Genomic DNA, 16,228 nt, shown 5'->3' with positions numbered 1-16,228 from the left:
GCGGGTGATCGTCAGGGGCGGGGCCCCGCCTCGGACTCGCCGTCGTGCCCCGGACGGGTCGGCTCGCTATCGTCCTGGCATGGAGTCCGTGCGCGCCGTACTGATCGACATCGACGGTGTTCTCACCGTCTCGTGGCAGCCGTTGCCGGGTGCGGTCGAGGCGTTGCGGGAGCTTCGGGAGGCCGGGCTGGCCGTCGCGCTGGTCACCAACACGACGTCCAGGACGCGGGCGTCGATCGCCGGGACGCTGGCGGAGGCGGGGTTCCCGGTGACGGCGGAGGACATCCTGACCGCGCCCGCCGTGACCGCCGCGTATGTCGCCGAGCACTTTCCGGGGGCGCGGTGCGCGGTGCTGAACAGCGGGGACATCGGGGAGGACCTCGGTGCGGTGGAGCTGGTCGGCGCCGGGGGCGTGCCGGACGTCGTGATCGTCGGCGGGGCGGGACCCGAGTTCGACTACGCGGCGCTGAACGGGGTGTTCGGGCATCTCCAGCGCGGGGCGCGGCTGGTCGCGATGCACCGGAATCTGTACTGGCGTACCGACGACGGGCTGCAGTTGGACGCCGGTGCGTTCCTGGCGGGGCTGGAGCGGGCGGCCCGTACCGAGGCGGTGGTGACGGGGAAGCCGTCGAAGGCGTTCTTCGCATCGGCGCTGGCCCGGCTCGGGGCCGGGGCGGACGAGGCGGTGATGGTCGGGGACGACATCGAGTCCGACGTACTGGCGGCGCAGGCCGCCGGGGTCACCGGAGTGCTGGTGAGGACCGGCAAATACCTGCCTCAGACGCATCGGGACGCGAGCGGCACCCCGGATCATGTGATCGACTCGTTCGCCGGCCTCCCCGCCCTGTTGCGGTCCTGGTCAGCGCAGCAGTAGCTGGAGCCCGCCGACGATCGTCGCCGCGATCACGAGTTGCTCGAAGAGACGCTGGTTGATCCTGTTCACGGCCCATTTGCCGATGAACGCGCCGGGCACGACGAAGGCCACCAGCGCGGCGTCCAGCAGGAGCGAGTTCCCGTCGATCAGGCCGAGGCCCACGCTGAAGGGCACCTTGGAGGTGTTGACGATCAGGAAGAAGAAGGCGGAGGTGCCCAGGAAGCCGAGCTTCCGGAAACCCGCCGACAGCAGGTACATCGACATCACCGGGCCGCCCGCGTTGGCGACCATGGTGGTGAAGCCGCCGAGGACGCCGTAGGAGCGGGCCTTGATGCGGCCGGCCTTCGTGGTGACCGAGTCCGGTTCGTCGTCCTGCTCGGCGGCCCGCCGACGCCACACCGTCACTCCCGCCATCAGCAGCAGGATCGCGCCGATCGACGTACGGACGATCTCGTCGTCCGCCCACATCAGGAACACGGTCCCCGCGACCACGCCCGCCGCGACCGCCGGGAACAGCTTCCACAGGGTGGGCCAGTGGGCGTGGCGCCGGTAGGTGAGGACGGCGAGGATGTCGCCGGCGATCAGGATCGGGAGCAGTACGCCGGTGGATGCGCGGGCGGGCAGGACCGCCGCGAAGATGGCGAGGCTGACCGTGTTGGCCCCGCTCACGGCGGTCTTGGAGAAGCCGACGAGGAGGGCCGCGAAGGCGAGGGCGGCGAACTCCCAGCCGGTCATGTGCCAGAGCGTCATCGTGTTCATGCGGAAGCCGATGCTATGTGCAATCAACCGGTGGGCGTAAGCACTGTCTCGCTGGCTGGTCCTGCGCCGATGCCCCGGTCGGCTCCTCCGAGGGCCCCTCCGTCCGGCCCTCCGTCCGCCCCTCCGCCAGCCTCTGTGTCGGCCTCTGCGTCAGTGCCGCTCCACCAGCACCGCGCTCCCCTGCCCCACCCCGACGCACATCGTGGCGAGCCCCCGCTCCGCCCCCGTCCGCCGCATCCGGTGCAGCAGCGTCGTGAGGATCCGCGCACCCGAGCAGCCCAGCGGATGCCCGAGGGCGATCGCGCCGCCGCTCGGGTTGACCAGGCCGGGGTCGATACCGAGACGGTCCACGCAGGCGAGGGCCTGGGCGGCGAAGGCCTCGTTGAACTCGGCCTCCTGGAGGTCGCCGACGCTCCAGTCGGCGCGGGCCAGCACCTTCTGCGTGGCGGGGACCGGGCCGATGCCCATCACATCGGGGTGGACGCCGGCCGAGGCGCCGGCGACATAGCGGCCGAGCGACTCCAGGCCCAGGTCGTTCAGGGCTTGCTCGCTGACCAGGAGGAGGCCCGCCGCTCCGTCGTTCATGGGCGAGGCGTTGCCCGCCGTGACGGTGCCGCCCTGCCGGAACACCGGCTTCAGACGGGACAGCTTCTCGTACGAGGTGTCCTCGCGGACGCATTCGTCGGTGTCGACGACCACACCGTCCGGGCGTTCCACGGGCAGGAGTTCGTCGTCGAAGTGGCCGTTCTTGCGGGCGGTGGCGGCGAGTTGGTGGCTGCGCAGGGCGAACTCGTCCTGGCGCTCACGGGAGATGCCGTACCGGGCGGCGACCTCCTCGGCCGTCTCGCCCATGGACAGCAGTCCGTGCAGTTCCTTCATCGCCGGGTTGACCAGGCGCCAGCCGAGCCGGGTGTCGACCGTCTCGATGCGGTGCGGCAGGGCCTCGTCGGGGCGGGGCAGGACGAAGGGGGCGCGGCTCATCGACTCGGAGCCGCCCGCGAGGACGATGTCGGCCTCACCGGCGGCGATCGTACGGGCGGCCGTGGTCACCGCCTCCAGGCCCGAGGCGCACAGCCGGTTCACCGTCGCGCCGGGTACGGTCTCGGGGAGGCCCGCGAGCAGCGCCGCCATGCGGGCGACATTGCGGTTGTCCTCGCCGGCCTGGTTGGCGGCGCCCCAGTAGACGTCGTCGATGCGCGCCGGGTCGAGCGCGGGTACGTCGGCGACGAGGCCGCGGATGACGGCGGCGGCGAGATCGTCGGGCCGTACCGAGGACAGCGCTCCGCGCAGTTTGCCGATGGGGGTGCGGCGGGCGGCCGCGAAGTGGACGGGACGCACGACTGGACTCCCCGGTCAATTAATTAGCACTGCTAGTTTGAACGGTTCCGGAGTCTAGCCCGCCCTCCGCACCGTGGGAAGATCCCCGGGGACCTTCACCGACGCAGCTGGAGGAGACATGGCGGGCGCCCGCGAGCACACCCTGGACGGAATCGTCGTACGCGAGTGGCGTCACGAACGGCCGCGCTATCTCGCGCTGGTGGTGCACGGATACGGCGAGCACATCGGGCGGTACGAGGAACTCGCCGGCGTGCTTCACCGGCACGGTGCGGCCGTCTTCGGGCCCGATCACCGGGGCCATGGGAAGTCAGCGGGCGAGCGCGTGCTGATCCAGGACTTCGAGGACGTCGTCACCGATGTGCATACCGTGGCCGGACTGGCCCGCGGCGCGTATCCGGACCTGCCGGTCGTCGTGGTCGGGCACTCCATGGGCGGTCTGATCTCGGCCCGCTACGCCCAGCGGCACGGCGCCGGGCTCACCGCGCTCGCCCTGTCCGGGCCGGTGATCGGCGACTGGCATGTGCCCCGGCAGCTGATCGCGCTCGACGAGATCCCGGACACGCCGATCGACCCGGCCACGCTCTCCCGGGACCCTTCGGTGGGCGCGGCGTACGTGGCGGATCCCCTGGTGTGGCACGGGCCGATGAAGCGGCCGACGGTGGAGTCGTTCCTGCGGACGCTGGAGGTCGTGGGCAAGGGCGGTGACGTCGGGAGGCTGCCGCTGCTGTGGCTGCACGGCGACGACGACCGGCTGGTGCCGCCGGCCGGCAGCCGCATCGGCGTCGAGCAGCTCAGCGGGGGCGTCCTCACCGAGCGGATCTATCCGGGCGCCCGGCACGAGGTGTTCAACGAGACGAACCGGGCCGAGGTCTTCGCCGACCTCACCGGCTTCCTGGACGACGTCCTCGACGGCTGATCACCCGGCCGCGGGCGGTGTGGGCGCGACCGCTGATCCCGCCGCGTTTGCACCGGTTCGCCCTGGGCACCCGCGCCCGCATGGAGTGGTTGCGGCAGGCTGCCTGCGTGGGAGAGGACCCCGAGCTGTTCTTCCCCGTGGGCACCCAGGGGCCCGCCCTGCGGGACATCGCGTCGGCCAAACGCGTCTGCGCCCGCTGTCCGGTGACCCTGGAGTGTCTCGACTGGGCGCTCAGCAACGGGCAGACCACGGGCGTGTGGGGCGGCACCTGCGAGCAGGAACGTGTCGCGCTGCTCCGTACCGGCACAGACCACGACCACGTCAGAAGGAGGAGCACCGTATGACCGTCGTGAGGAGCACTCTCCCCGAGGACGACCGCCGGATCGCCTCAGACGCCCTGCAGGGCACGCTCGTCGATCTGCTCGGCCTCTCGCTCGTCGGCAAGCAGGCGCACTGGAACATCGTCGGCCCGCGCTTCAGGTCCATCCACCTGCAGCTGGACGAGGTGGTGGCGACCGCCCGTTCGTACTCCGACACCGTGGCGGAGCGTGCCGCGGCGCTCGGCGTGCCGCCCGACGGCCGGCCGGAGACGATCGCCGCCGCGTACACGCTGCCCGGCCCCAAGGACGGCTGGCTCAAGGACGACGAGGTCGTCCCACTGATGGTCGAGACGCTGGAGGCCGCGATCGGGCGGCTGCGGGAGCGCATCGGCGCGACCGAGAAGCCGGATCCGGTCACCCAGGACCTGCTGATCGCGATCACCGCCGAACTGGAGAAGCAGCGCTGGATGTTCGAGGCCGAGAACCAGCCGCGGGACTGACGGCCCGACGCACGACGTACGACGCACGGAAGGGGCACGCGATGACCGACGCCCTCGAACTCGACGCGCTGTGGGAGGACTTCCACCGCGTGGTGAACATGACCTCGCAGGAACTGGCGGCCTGGCTGCGGGTCAGCGACGCCGACGAGGACACGGAACCGCTGCCGGAGCACGCCGGTTCGCCCACCGGACAGCACGTCCTGGCGATCCTGCAGAAACGGCGCACGGACCTCACCGAGGACGACATCGACGTGATGTACGAGGTCGTGGACGCCGTGTCCGAGCAGGCGGACCTGGAGAACGAACCGGAGGCCGAGGGGACCCGGCGCCGGCACCGGCTGATGACGCTGGGCCATGACCCTCTCAAACCGTAGGACCCCCTCAACCCCTGGCCGCAACCCCCGAGTTGACCGGAAACAGGTGGCCGAAGTGCCACTGCGCCGCTCCCTGATGATCGTGCGAGACTGCTCGCAACCTTGATGAGCGAGCAGAGGAGCCACACGTGACCGGGACCGAGCCGGCCGGCCAGCGGATCGACACGACCAAGCCGCATCCGGCGCGCGTCTACGACTGGTATCTCGGCGGCAAGGACAACTACCCGGTCGACGAGGCCCTCGGCCGCCGGATCGCCTCGCTCAGCGGCGACGCCCCGCGGGCCGCGCGCGCCAACCGCTGGTTCATGCACCGGGCCACCCGGCATCTGGTCGGGAAGGCGGGGATCCGCCAGTTCCTGGACATCGGCACCGGCATCCCCACCGAGCCCAACCTCCATCAGATCGCCCAGAAGGCGGCCCCGGACGCCCGGGTCGTGTACGTCGACAACGACCCGATCGTCCTCGCCCACGCCGGCGCCCTGCTGCGCGGCACCGACGAGGGCGTGACGGAGTACATCGAGGCCGACGCGCGCGACCCGCGGAAGATCCTCGAACAGGCGGGCCGGATCATCGATCTGGACCGGCCTGTCGCGCTGTCCCTCATCGCACTGATGCACTTCATAGCCGACGAGGACGGCGCCCACGACGTGGTGGACGCCCTCGTGGACGCGCTCGCTCCGGGCAGCGCCCTGGTGCTGTCCGCGATGACGGCCGACTTCGAGCCGGAGAACGTGCGGCGGGGCATCGAGGCGTACGCGGCGGGCGGGGTGACCCTGGTGGCCCGCGACAAGGACGAGTTCGGCAGGTTCTTCAAGGGACTTGACGTGCTGGAGCCGGGGGTCGTGTCCGTGAAGGACTGGCGTCCCGAGCTCGCCGTGGACGAGACACCGGACGCCGACGGAGGCCCGGTGTCGCTGTACGGGGCGGTCGGGATCAAGTCCTAGCGGCCACCGTCGGGGAATCGCGTCCTAGCCCAGCAGCCATCCCCCGTCCACGCTCAACTCCACTGCGTTGACGGACCTGTTGCGCAGCAGGAAGTCCACGGCGTCCACCACGTCGGCCATCGTGGCGAGGCGGCCGGTGGGCGTCCTGGCGCGCAGTCCGGCCAGTACCTCGCCCGGCTTGCCCTGCCAGTACGGGCTGTCCCCGACGACCCCCGGGTGGAGGGCGTTGACGCGGACGGGGGCGAGTTCGACGGCGAGGGCGTTCACCAGGCCGCGTACGCCCGCGTTGACGGTCGCCACGGTCGTCGCGCCCGGGTAGGGCCGTTCCTTGGCCTGACCGCCGAAGACGACGATCGCGCTGTCGTCGTGCAGCTGCTCCCGGAGGGCGTGGACGGTCTCGGTGTAGCCGACGAGCTTCAACGTCACGAGGCTCAGCGCGGTCTCGATGTCGTACTCGCTGACCCGGTTCTCGTCGCGGGCGACGCCCGAGAGGACGAGGTGGTCGAGGGGGCCGATGTCCCGCAAGGCCCCGGCGATCTCCCGGGGCCGGGTCAGATCGAGGGCGATGCCCCGTGCCGCGCCGGTCTCCTTGGCCGCGGTGCCGGCCCGGTCGGCGTCCCGGCCGGTGAGGATCACCTCGTCCCCGCGCGCCGCCCGGAAGCGGGCGAACTCGCGGCCGATCCCGGACGTGCCGCCGACGACGAGCACACTGCTCATGACTCCAGCGCCTCCCTCAGATACTCCCAGTCACGCGTGAACCGGTACGAGTGCCGGGACGGCGGCTGCGGCGCCTGTGTCTCCAGCCAACGCACCGGTCCCGTACCGGCGTTGGCGAACCCGTGCACACAACCGGCGCCCGCCCAGGCGACGTCGCCGGGGCCGAGCCGGTACACCGTGCCGTCGAAGGTCGCGTCGACCGCGCCTTCGAGGATCAGGTACGTCTCCTCGAAGGGGTGGTCGTGGGTGCCCGCGACGCCGTCGGGCGCGTACTGCACCATGAACATCGTCGAGGCGACGGCGCCCAGGTCGGCGTCGACCATCATCTTCACGGTGATCCCGCTGTAGACGAGGAGCGCGGTGCGCATGCTCGCCGACACCGCGAGGAGATCCTGCGACTGCTTCCCCGGGTCCATCTGCGCGGGCTCGAAGTGGCCGAAGGAGCGGGTGCGCGGGTCACGGACGTCGATCCGGACGGGGTCGCGGCGGGGCAGTGCGGGCACCGTCCGGGTGTCGTGGCCGTAGCGGGCCCGCGGCACCGGGGCGAGCATGTCGGCCCAGCGGGCGCCGGTGTCACCGGCGCCCCGCCAGGCGTGCGGCACTCCGGTCGGCAGGAGTCCGTAGTCGCCCTCTTCAAGGAGGTACGCGCCTTCCGGCACGTCGAGGATCACGGTGCCGTCGAGCACGCAGAAGCTCTCCTCGTAGGAGTGCACGTGCGCCTCGACCGTGCCGCCCGGCAGCAACTCGCAGACGCCGAAGCCGGTGTGGACGCTGCCGTCGTCCTCGCCGACCAACTGCCGCCGCCGGTGGCCGCGTTCGTCGTACTCCGGCGGCGGCACATCGGCGGCGCGGCGCACCAGGTGAGCGGTCACCGTGCCGCCTTCGCGGCCAGGAGCCGGTCGCGGGACTCCTCGACGAGCCGCCGGGCGCGGGCCACGTCGGCGGTCAGCCTGCCGTCCCGCTTGCGGATCACACCGTCGACGAGCACGGTGTCGACGTTGGAGACGTCCGCGCAGAGCGTCACGGCGGCCGCCGCGTCGTGCACGGGCGCGATGTTGAGCGCGGTGGCGTCGATCGCGACGATGTCGGCCCGTTTGCCGGGGGTGAGGGAACCGGTGCGGTCCTCGAGGCCTGCGACATGCGCGCCGTTCAGGGTCGCGATCTCCAGCATCCGACGGGCCGTCAGCATCGTTTCCGGCACCGGGACATCGGCCTGCCAGCACTCGGCGTTGACGCGGGCTCGCTCGGCGCCGAAGGCCGCGCGGATCTGGGTGAACATGTCGCCGGGGACGGTGGTGACGACGTCGATGCTCAAGGAGGGCCGCAGTCCGTGCTCGATCGCCTTCATCACCGGCGGCCACCCGTGCCCCATCTGGGTCTCGACCTGCGGTGCGATGGACACCGTGCCGCCGCTGTCGGCGACCATCCGCCACTCCTCCTCGCTGAAGTAGCAGCAGTGGATGTAGGTGGTGTCCGGGCCGAGGAGGCCGAGGTCGTCGAGTTGCCTGACCATGCCGAAGCGCCCGGCCATACGGCCCATGCCGACGTGGACGGTGATCGGGATGCCCAACTCCCGTGCCAGGCCCCACTCGGAGGCCACGACGTCGTTGACGCAGAAGCCGGGGCCGCGGGTGGCGAGGGCCAGGGTGAGCAGACCGTCGTCGGAGGCGAAGTAGCGGTCCCTGATCCGCCGTACGTCGTCGCCCGGGATCGCGATCTTGCTCTCGAACCAGTAGTCGGCGAGGGAGGTGTTGGCGCTGCCGTAGGCGTACTGGGCGCGGATGCCGGTCTCGGCGAGGGCCCGGATCGCGGCGTCGGGATGCTCCGGGGTGTTGTTGATGTGCGACCAGTCGACGACGGTGGTGATGCCCGCGTTGAGGCATTCCAGGGCGCCGGCGAGATTGGCCGCGTACACGTCCTCGGGGGTGTAGAGCGGGGCGAAGGTGTCGAGGATGTCGACGAAGTAATCGTCGAGGGTGGCGTCGGGAGCGACCCCGCGGATCGAGGCCTCCCAGGTGTGGCGGTGGGTGTCGACGAAGCCGGGGATCACGATCCGCCCGGTCATGTCGAGGACTTCGGCGTCCGCGTCGATCCCGGGCCCCACGGCCGCGATCCTTCCGTCCTCGACGAGGACGTCCCCCTGGGGAAGGTCCCCGATGTCGGGGTCCATCGAGATCACATGGCCGGCACGCAGGAGTGTCCGACGGGTCATGTCCCTTCCTCCCTTGGGGTGTTCAGTACGCGGTGAGGCCGCGGACGGCGGCCACGACCTTGTCGACGGTGGGGATGACCCGCTCCTCCAGCGCGTCGGCGAACGGCAGCGGCACGCACTCCCCCGCAACCCGCCGCACGGGCGCGTCCAGCAGACCGAACCCCTCGTCGGCGACGACCGAGACGACGGTGGCGCCCCAGCCGCCCTGATACGGGTTCTCCTCGACGGTGACGAGGCGCGAGGTCCGGGCGAGCGAGGCGAGCACGGTGCTCATGTCCAGCGGCACCAGACAGCGCAGATCGACGACCTCGGCCTCGATGCCCTCCTCCGCGAGCCGGGCGGCGGCCCGCTGCGCGACCGGCACCATCGCGGCGAGGGCGACCAGCGTGACGTCGGCGCCCTCGCGCACGACGGCCGCGCGTCCCAGTTCGACCACATGGTCCGGCGGCGGGGGCGAACCCTTCGAGGCCAGCAGCCCCTTGTGCTCGAAGAAGACGACCGGGTCGTCGCTGCGGATCGCCGCCGCCATCATGCCGATCACGTCGGCGGGCGTGGCCGGTGCCGCGATCTTCAGGCCGGGGACGGTGAGCGCCCAGTTCTCGGTGGACTGCGAGTGCTGGGCGCCGAAGCCGAGCCCGCCGCCGTTGGCGGTGCGAACGACGAGGGGCACGGTGACCTGACCGCCCGTCATGTAACGCACCTTGGGTATCTCGTTGGCGAGGTAGTCCCAACAACAGGCCAAAAAGTCCGAGAACATGATCTCCGCGACGGGCCGCATCCCGGTCATGGCGGCCCCCATCGCCGCGCCGACGATGGCCTGTTCGGAGATCGGCGTGTCCCACACCCGCCCGGGCCCGAACTCCTTGAACAGCCCGGCGGTCGTCTTGAACACCCCGCCGGCCTCCCCGATGTCCTCCCCCAGGCACACCACGGCCGCGTCCCGCCGCATCTCCCGCGCGATGCCCTCGGCGACCGCCTCCCGATAGGTGATCACGTCCGCCATGCGGCACCCCCGTCGGCCCATACGTCCGTCAGCGCCTGCTCCGGACCGGGCCCGGGCGCGCTCTTCGCCGCCTCGACGGCCTGCCGTACGACGTCCCGGGCGCGTTCGTCGGCGGCGGTGACCGTCTCCTCGGGCACCCCCAGCTCGGTCAGCCGCCCCCGTGCGAGGTCCAACGGGTCGTGCTCGAGCCAGCGTTCGACCTCCTCGGCGGGACGGTAGGCAGCCGGGTCGGCGCGGCTGTGCCCGAAGTGCCGGTAGGTCGCGGCCTCCAGCAGAGCGGGCCCGTCTCCTGCCCGGGCCCGTTCCGCGAGCCGTTCCACGGCTTCCTTGACGGCGACGACGTCGTTGCCGTCGACGGTGTCGCCCGGGATGCCGTAGGCGGGCGCCCGGTCGGCGGCGGGCCGGGCGACCGCGGTGACGTCGGCGATCGGCGTGTACTCCATGTAGAGGTTGTTCTCGCAGACGAACAGCACGGGCAGCTTCCACACGGCGGCCAGGTTGAGCGCCTCGTGGAAGGCGCCGATGTTGGTCGCCCCGTCGCCGAAGAAGGCCACCGCGACCTGGTCGGTGCCGCGCAGCCGCGCCGACCAGGCCGCACCGGCCGCCATCGGGAGGTGGGCGCCGACGATGGCGTAGGAGCCGAGCATGCCGGTGGAGGCCTTGGTGAGGTGCATGGAGCCGCCCTTGGCTCCGCACAACCCCGTCGCCCTGCTCATGAGTTCGGCGAGGCACTCCTCGGGGGTGGCGCCCCGGGCCAGCGCGTGATGGTGGCCGCGGTAGGTGGCGAAGACGTAGTCGTCGGGGCGCAGGGCGGCGCTCGCGCCGACGGCGATCGCCTCGTGGCCGGCGGCGAGATGGGTGGTGCCCTTGACCAGGCCCTGGAGGAACAGGTCGTGGGCGGCCTTCTCGGTGCGGCGGACGATGACCATCTGCTCGTACAGGGCGAGGAGTTCGGTCGCCTCCATCAGTGGTCCCTTGTGTTGAGATGCGACTGGGACTCCCGCCGGGTGTTGAGCTCGCCGCCCACCGTCCAGTACTTGCGGCCCGCCACCAGCAGTTCCTCCGCCGGGAACTTGGTGATGACCTCGCAGCCGTCGGCGGTGACGACGAGCTCCTCCTCGATGCGGGCCGCGGACCAGCCGTCGGCGGCCGGCCAGTACGTCTCCAGGGCGAACACCATGCCCTCTTCGAGGACTTCGGGGTGGTCGAGGGAGACCAGGCGGCTGAAGATGGGCTTCTCCCAGATGGACAGGCCCACCCCGTGGCCGTACTGCAGCGCGAACGCGGCCGTCTCGTCGGCGAAGCCGAACTCCTCGGCGCGCGGCCAGACCTGGACGATGTCGGCGGTGGTGGCGCCGGGCCGGACGAGCGCGATCGCCTGGTCCATGTATGAGCGGCAGCGCACATAGGCGTCCCGTTGCGCACCGGACGCGCTGCCGACGGCGAAGGTGCGGTAGTAGCAGGTGCGGTAGCCGAGATGGCTGTGCAGGATGTCGAAGAAGGCGGGGTCACCGGGGCGGATCAGACGGTCGCTGTAGACGTGCGGGTGGGGTGAACAGCGTTCCCCGGAGATGGCGTTGACGCCTTCGACGTACTCGCTGCCCAGGTCGTACAGCACCTTGCTGACCAGTCCGACGCACTCGTTCTCGCGCACACCTGGGCGCAGGTACCCGTACAGCTCCTCGTACGCCGCGTCCACCATCGCGCAGGCCTGGGTGAGCAGGGAGATCTCGTCGCGGGTCTTGATGCGGCGGGCCTCCAGGAAGACCTGCTGGCCGTCGACGACGTCGATGCCCTCGGCGCGCAGCGCGGCGAGGACCGGCATCTCGGCGACGTCGATGCCCAACGGCTCGCCCGCCAGGCCGTGTTCGCGCAGTTCGGCGGCGATCTTCGCGGCGACGTCCGCGGCGATCCCGGCGTCCGGGTGGAAGGCGCCGCGGAGGGTGGAGATCCCGGCGCGGGCGCCGGTGGGCGGGCCTTCCTTGCCGTCGCTGTAGTCCAGCCAGGGGTTGTACAGCTGGTGGTGGCGGGCGGCGGAGCCGAAGTCCCAGACGACGGGTTCGCCGCCGCGGGTCAGCAGGGCGAAGCGGATCAGCTTGTCCATCGCCCAGGTGCCGATGTGCGTGGCGGTCATGTAGCGGATGTTGGCGAAGTCGAAGCTCAGCACCGCGCCGAGCGAGGAACGGTTCAGGGTCTCGTGCAGCCGGGCCAGCCGCTGCCTGCGCAGCCGGTCCAGGTCGATGCGCTCTTCCCAGTCGACGGCGTTGGGTCCGAACGTGCGGATCGCCATGGCGACCACCCCCACTGCGGAGTGAACGACCGCGCGGAGGAAGTGTCAAGTGTTACTGAACACTCGGGCCGGCCACGAACCACACACCCACGGCCGGTTCACCGCCGTCGTTGCGGTAGCGGTGCGGGGTCGTCGACTCGAAGCAGACGGCGTCACCGGGGCGCAGGGTGCGCTCCTCGAAGCCGAGGGTGAGGACGAGTTCGCCGGAGGTCAGATAGCCGTACTCCGTGCCCGCGTGCCGCATCAGTCCGCCCGAGCCGGCGGAGGAGCCGCCGGGCCGGTAGGTCACGAGCAGGAAGTCGACATCGGTGCCCGGGATGTGCCCGAGCCGCTCCCACACGACGCCCGAGTCCAGCTCCAGGATCTCCCGTTCACCGGGGCTGACCAGGGGTCCGATGCGTCGTGCGGGGTCGGCGGCGAAGGCGGCGAGGGCGTGCAGGACGGTGGTGTCGGCACGCGTCGCGACCGGCTCCGCCGCCTCGAAGAGCGACTCGACGGAGATGCCGAGCGCCGTCGTGATCGCGTACAGCGTGCTCACCGACGGCTGGCTCTTACCGGTCTCGATCTGCGACACCAGACTCGCGGAGACCCCGATCTCCCGCGCCAGGGCCCGCAGACTCAGCCCGCTCTCCAGACGCGCCCGCCGGATCCGCGCGCCGACGGGCGGCACGGCGACAGGGGACACGGGCGGCTCCTCTCATGGCCGGAATGTGCAGCACCATTGAACAGCCGGGGGCGCGATGAGAACAGTGCCGCAGGTGACGGGCCCGGGGTTGCGGACCCGCGTCCCCCTCGGCCGGACGGCCAGGTCCCCTCAGAGCGCTGCCGAACCGCCGTCGACCTCACCGGATCCGCTCAGCCGCCCGGGCGGATGAGCCCCGTCAGATACCGCCACAGCGACGACCGCCGCGTGATCCCCTGTTCCTGATCCGGTAGGCCCGCCTCCGGCTCCGCGGGCTTCGCGGGCTCCGGGGGCATCTCGCCGGACAGCTCGTAACGCACCGGCAGGGAGCGCAGCCCGCGCATGAACGGCGAGGAGCGCCAAGGAAGCTGGTCCACCGGCAGGGCGGGCTCCAGATGCCCGAACCGTTCGACGATCCGGCTCACCCCGGCCGCGGCGATCGTCGACGCCAGCTCACGGGCCGGGCACTGGCGGGGCCCCGCGCCCCATGCCAGATGCGCGCGGCTGCTGATGCTGGAGGAGCCGGGTGTCGTCTGTCCGGCGAACAGCGGGTCGGCGTGCGCGGCGGCGGCGGAGACCCAGACGGGGTCGCCGGCGTGGACGGTGTAGTTGCCGAGCGGGGTGTCGGCGGCCGCGAACCTCGGTACGAAGTTGACGAGCGGCGGCTTGCGCATGGCGACCCGGTTCATGGTCTCCCGGATCATCCCGGCGGACAGCGTGTGGCGCACCCCGCCGTCGCTCTCCCCGGAGATCACCTCGACGACGGTGTTGGCGATGAGGATGCCGACGTGGTCGGAGGTCATGCCGAGCAGCATGAACAGTTCGCGGGCCAGTTCGTCGACCGTGAGGCCGGGGTGGGCGGCGAGCAGCTGGGAGGGGAAGTCCTCGCCGGGATTCTCCGTCTTGGCGGCGGCCAGCTCCGAGAGCGTCACCAGCAGCCGGGCCAGGGCGGGTTCGGCGTCGGGCCCGGCGTCCAGGACCCGCCACATGTCCATCAGCGCGTCGTCGCCCTGTGAGCCGGGGAAGCCCAGCAGATGGCTCGCGGCCATCAGCGGCAGCGGACGTGAGAACTGCGCCGACAGATCGGCGAGTCCGGTACGGCCGCCCTGCGCGATCAGGTCGATCAGCTCGTCGGCGTAGCCGGTGACGGCCGCCCTGAGCCGTTTGGCCTGCGGCTGGCGCGGGTCCTGGAAGGGTCTGAGGGCCGTGTCCCAGGCGCCGCGGAGCCGGGGGTAGCCGGGACCGCCCTGGATCAGTACGTGGTTGACCTCCAGGGAGGGTCCCAGCGGCCAGTCGGCGGGCACCCGCCCCTCGGTGCGGGCCCGCCAGTTCTCCAGCCCCTTGGGCCAGCCCGCGTTGTCCTGGAGCACCTGGAGCGACTCGCGGTAGCCGAGCACCAGCCAGGCGGGGACGCCCAGCAGGTCGACCGGCGCGACGGGGCCGTGCCGCTCGCGCAGCCGCTCGTAGACGAGCGCGGGGCGGGTCTCGTAGTCCCGGGTCAGCAGGGGTTGCGGAGCAAGATCTTCCAGTCGTACGCCGTCGCGTCCGCCGTCAGCCGTCGGCTCTCCTCCGTCGACCGCTTGGAATTCCATGGTGCTGTCGCCCCCTTCGACCCCGCGCGTAGCGAACCGCACGGAACCTTACTCAGGGGTTCACATATGGCAAGGGCCGGGGTACTCGCCGGTAGCGTTCAGTCCCGCTCGCCCTTCCCGCGCACCAACTCCTCCAGCCGGTCGAAGCGTTCGTGCAGCGCCCGGGCCGCCTCCTGGGCGAGACGATGGCGGCGCTTCTCCTCCCGTCCGACGAACCAGGTGGCCAGCGCCGCGGTGACCATGCCGTACGTGGTGATCCCGACGACCATCACCACGGCGCCGACGATCCGGCCCCACAGGGTCACGGGGTAGAAGTCGCCGTACCCGACGGTGGTCGCGGTCTCCACCGACCACCACAGCGCCTTCGGGTACGACGTCAGACTGGCGCCCCGCGCCCCCTCCTCGGCGGCCACCACCGCCCACGAGCCGAGGAGCATCACCGCCACCAGAACCGCCGTGGCGCCGCCCGCCGCCTTCAGATGCAGCGGGCGCCCCTTCCGGCCGAGCAGCAACTCGACGGCTCTGGCGAGGAATCCGGGCAGCATGGCGACTCCTTCGGTGCGGGCACGGCTCGGCATCAGTGTCGGGTCGGGAGCGCGGGCGGGCATGCCGGGCGGGTCGTTCGAGTCGCCGTCAGCCCCACCGCTCACCCGAACGGCCCTCACCGGCTTCGGGAGGGCGGGCTCACGGCCCCTGCGCCAGGCGGGCACCCATGGGTGGGCCGGAGCGCCTCCAGGGCCTGCCGAGCTGCGCGTCCGGCCGGCAACCCCCCTTTCTCACCTTTCACTTGAGCCGATTCCCGGGACATCTTGATCATCCGGCGGCACAATGGCGACGACGGCCCGCGGCGCCGCGGTCGTCGGGCGAGGAGAGGACGAGACGTGAGCGACACCCCGTCGGACGGGACGCCGAAGCTCGACACCAGCGTCGCGCACAACGCACGCGTGTGGAACTACTGGATCGGCGGCAAGGACAACTACGAGGTCGACCAGCGGGTCGGCGAGCATGTCGCGGGGATGTTCCCGATCATCCGGGCCATCGCCCGCGCCGACCGCGACTTCCTCGGCCGGGCCGTGACCCACCTCGCCGCCGAGCGCGGGGTGCGGCAGTTCCTGGACATCGGCACCGGTCTGCCGACGGTGGACAACACCCACGAGATCGCCCAGCGCATCGCCCCGGACGCCCGGATCGTCTACGTCGACAACGACCCCATCGTCCTCGCCCACGCCCGCACCCTGCTCACCAGCTCCGGCGAGGGCGTCACCGACTACATCGACGCCGACGTCCACGACCCGGCGGCGATCCTCGAACGCGCCGCGCGCACCCTGGACTTCACCGAGCCGGTCGCCGTGATGATGCTGGGCATCCTCAACTTCGTCCTCGACTACGACAAGGCGCGGGACATCGTCCGCCAGGTGCTGGCCGCGGTCCCCTCCGGCAGCTTCCTGGTGCTGACCCACCCCACCTTCGACGACGCTCTCGGCGGCGCGGGCCAGATCCCGGCCATGAAGTTCTGGAACGAGAACGCCACCCCGCCGATCACCGCCCGCAGCGGCACCGACATCGCCGCGTTCTTCGACGGCCTGGAGCTCCTGGAGCCGGGCCTGGTGTCGTGCTCTCAGTGGCGTTCCGAGTCCGACTCCGCGGGCGCGGTACCGCAGTTCGGCGCGGTGGCCGTGAAACCCTGACGCGGAAGCCCAGGCCGTC

At 71.5% G+C, this 16,228-nt stretch carries 18 protein-coding genes; 7 read left to right on the top strand and 11 right to left on the bottom strand.

The genetic code is table 11. The features are described 5' to 3' along the window. Positions 1 to 79: 79 nt before the first annotated feature. Positions 80 to 874 carry an HAD-IIA family hydrolase gene (locus PH203_RS27160; RefSeq protein ID WP_289923123.1) on the top strand — a complete coding sequence of 265 codons (795 nt, stop codon included), beginning with the start codon at positions 80 to 82 and terminating at the stop codon, positions 872 to 874. Here the strand turns inward: PH203_RS27160 and PH203_RS27155 are convergent. Both PH203_RS27155 and PH203_RS27150 read right to left on the bottom strand, forming a co-directional pair. After that, positions 860 to 1,633 carry a sulfite exporter TauE/SafE family protein gene (locus PH203_RS27155; RefSeq protein WP_289923122.1) on the bottom strand — a complete coding sequence of 258 codons (774 nt, stop codon included), beginning with the start codon at positions 1,631 to 1,633 and terminating at the stop codon, positions 860 to 862. The genes PH203_RS27160 and PH203_RS27155 overlap by 15 nt on opposite strands. A gap of 150 nt (positions 1,634 to 1,783) precedes the next feature. Next, complete coding sequence (locus PH203_RS27150; protein WP_289923121.1) at positions 1,784 to 2,971, bottom strand: thiolase family protein; 1,188 nt, start codon at positions 2,969 to 2,971, stop codon at positions 1,784 to 1,786. A gap of 118 nt (positions 2,972 to 3,089) precedes the next feature. Here PH203_RS27150 and PH203_RS27145 point away from each other — a divergent pair, with 118 nt between their 5' ends. The 5 genes from PH203_RS27145 (at position 3,090) to PH203_RS27125 (ending at position 6,025) form a co-directional block, all read left to right on the top strand. Beyond that, on the top strand, positions 3,090 to 3,887 hold the full coding sequence (locus PH203_RS27145) for an alpha/beta hydrolase (RefSeq protein WP_289923120.1): 798 nt from the start codon (positions 3,090 to 3,092) through the stop codon (positions 3,885 to 3,887). Between the two features lie 80 nt (positions 3,888 to 3,967). After that, positions 3,968 to 4,231, top strand: a complete 264-nt coding sequence (locus tag PH203_RS27140; RefSeq protein WP_289923239.1) for a WhiB family transcriptional regulator — start codon at positions 3,968 to 3,970, stop codon at positions 4,229 to 4,231. Next, entirely contained in the window at positions 4,228 to 4,707 is a 480-nt protein-coding gene (locus tag PH203_RS27135; protein WP_289923119.1) for a DNA starvation/stationary phase protection protein, read from the top strand. Before PH203_RS27140 ends, PH203_RS27135 begins: the two co-directional genes overlap by 4 nt. A gap of 41 nt (positions 4,708 to 4,748) precedes the next feature. Continuing rightward, a complete protein-coding gene (locus PH203_RS27130) occupies positions 4,749 to 5,081 on the top strand; it encodes a DUF3140 domain-containing protein (RefSeq protein WP_289923118.1) in 333 nt (110 codons plus the stop codon). A 128-nt stretch (positions 5,082 to 5,209) separates the two neighbouring features. Then, positions 5,210 to 6,025 (top strand): SAM-dependent methyltransferase, encoded by an 816-nt coding sequence (locus PH203_RS27125; protein ID WP_289923117.1) that lies wholly within the window; start codon positions 5,210 to 5,212, stop codon positions 6,023 to 6,025. Between the two features lie 24 nt (positions 6,026 to 6,049). On the opposite strand, the gene PH203_RS27120 is transcribed toward PH203_RS27125, so the two are convergent. From PH203_RS27120 to PH203_RS27080, 9 genes are all read right to left on the bottom strand, one after another. Then, positions 6,050 to 6,742 carry an SDR family oxidoreductase gene (locus tag PH203_RS27120; RefSeq protein ID WP_289923116.1) on the bottom strand — a complete coding sequence of 231 codons (693 nt, stop codon included), beginning with the start codon at positions 6,740 to 6,742 and terminating at the stop codon, positions 6,050 to 6,052. Further along, the gene (locus tag PH203_RS27115) at positions 6,739 to 7,614 is read right to left on the bottom strand and encodes a cupin domain-containing protein (RefSeq protein ID WP_289923115.1); all 876 of its coding nucleotides are present in this window, start codon (positions 7,612 to 7,614) and stop codon (positions 6,739 to 6,741) included. Before PH203_RS27115 ends, PH203_RS27120 begins: the two co-directional genes overlap by 4 nt. Then, positions 7,611 to 8,954: an amidohydrolase family protein gene (locus PH203_RS27110; protein ID WP_289923114.1), complete on the bottom strand. Its 1,344-nt coding sequence runs from the start codon at positions 8,952 to 8,954 to the stop codon at positions 7,611 to 7,613. The genes PH203_RS27115 and PH203_RS27110 overlap by 4 nt, the downstream gene beginning before the upstream one ends. A 22-nt stretch (positions 8,955 to 8,976) precedes the next feature. Continuing rightward, positions 8,977 to 9,957 (bottom strand): alpha-ketoacid dehydrogenase subunit beta, encoded by a 981-nt coding sequence (locus PH203_RS27105; protein WP_289923113.1) that lies wholly within the window; start codon positions 9,955 to 9,957, stop codon positions 8,977 to 8,979. After that, entirely contained in the window at positions 9,945 to 10,922 is a 978-nt protein-coding gene (locus PH203_RS27100; RefSeq protein WP_289923112.1) for a thiamine pyrophosphate-dependent dehydrogenase E1 component subunit alpha, read from the bottom strand. Before PH203_RS27100 ends, PH203_RS27105 begins: the two co-directional genes overlap by 13 nt. Continuing rightward, on the bottom strand, positions 10,922 to 12,247 hold the full coding sequence (locus PH203_RS27095; protein WP_289923111.1) for a M24 family metallopeptidase: 1,326 nt from the start codon (positions 12,245 to 12,247) through the stop codon (positions 10,922 to 10,924). The genes PH203_RS27100 and PH203_RS27095 overlap by 1 nt, the downstream gene beginning before the upstream one ends. Before the next feature lie 52 nt (positions 12,248 to 12,299). Further along, complete coding sequence (locus PH203_RS27090; RefSeq protein ID WP_289923110.1) at positions 12,300 to 12,932, bottom strand: XRE family transcriptional regulator; 633 nt, start codon at positions 12,930 to 12,932, stop codon at positions 12,300 to 12,302. A gap of 170 nt (positions 12,933 to 13,102) precedes the next feature. Next, positions 13,103 to 14,521, bottom strand: a complete 1,419-nt coding sequence (locus PH203_RS27085) for a cytochrome P450 (RefSeq protein ID WP_289923109.1) — start codon at positions 14,519 to 14,521, stop codon at positions 13,103 to 13,105. Positions 14,522 to 14,619: 98 nt separating this feature from the next. Then, entirely contained in the window at positions 14,620 to 15,066 is a 447-nt protein-coding gene (locus PH203_RS27080) for a potassium channel family protein (protein ID WP_289923238.1), read from the bottom strand. Positions 15,067 to 15,402: 336 nt separating this feature from the next. On the opposite strand from PH203_RS27080, the gene PH203_RS27075 reads away from it, so the two are divergent. Then, complete coding sequence (locus PH203_RS27075) at positions 15,403 to 16,209, top strand: SAM-dependent methyltransferase (protein ID WP_289923108.1); 807 nt, start codon at positions 15,403 to 15,405, stop codon at positions 16,207 to 16,209. Positions 16,210 to 16,228 lie beyond the last annotated feature (19 nt).

The organism is Streptomyces sp. S.PB5, from assembly GCF_030403745.1.
Taxonomy (GTDB): domain Bacteria; phylum Actinomycetota; class Actinomycetes; order Streptomycetales; family Streptomycetaceae; genus Streptomyces.
This window is presented reverse-complemented; position numbering and strand designations above follow the sequence as displayed.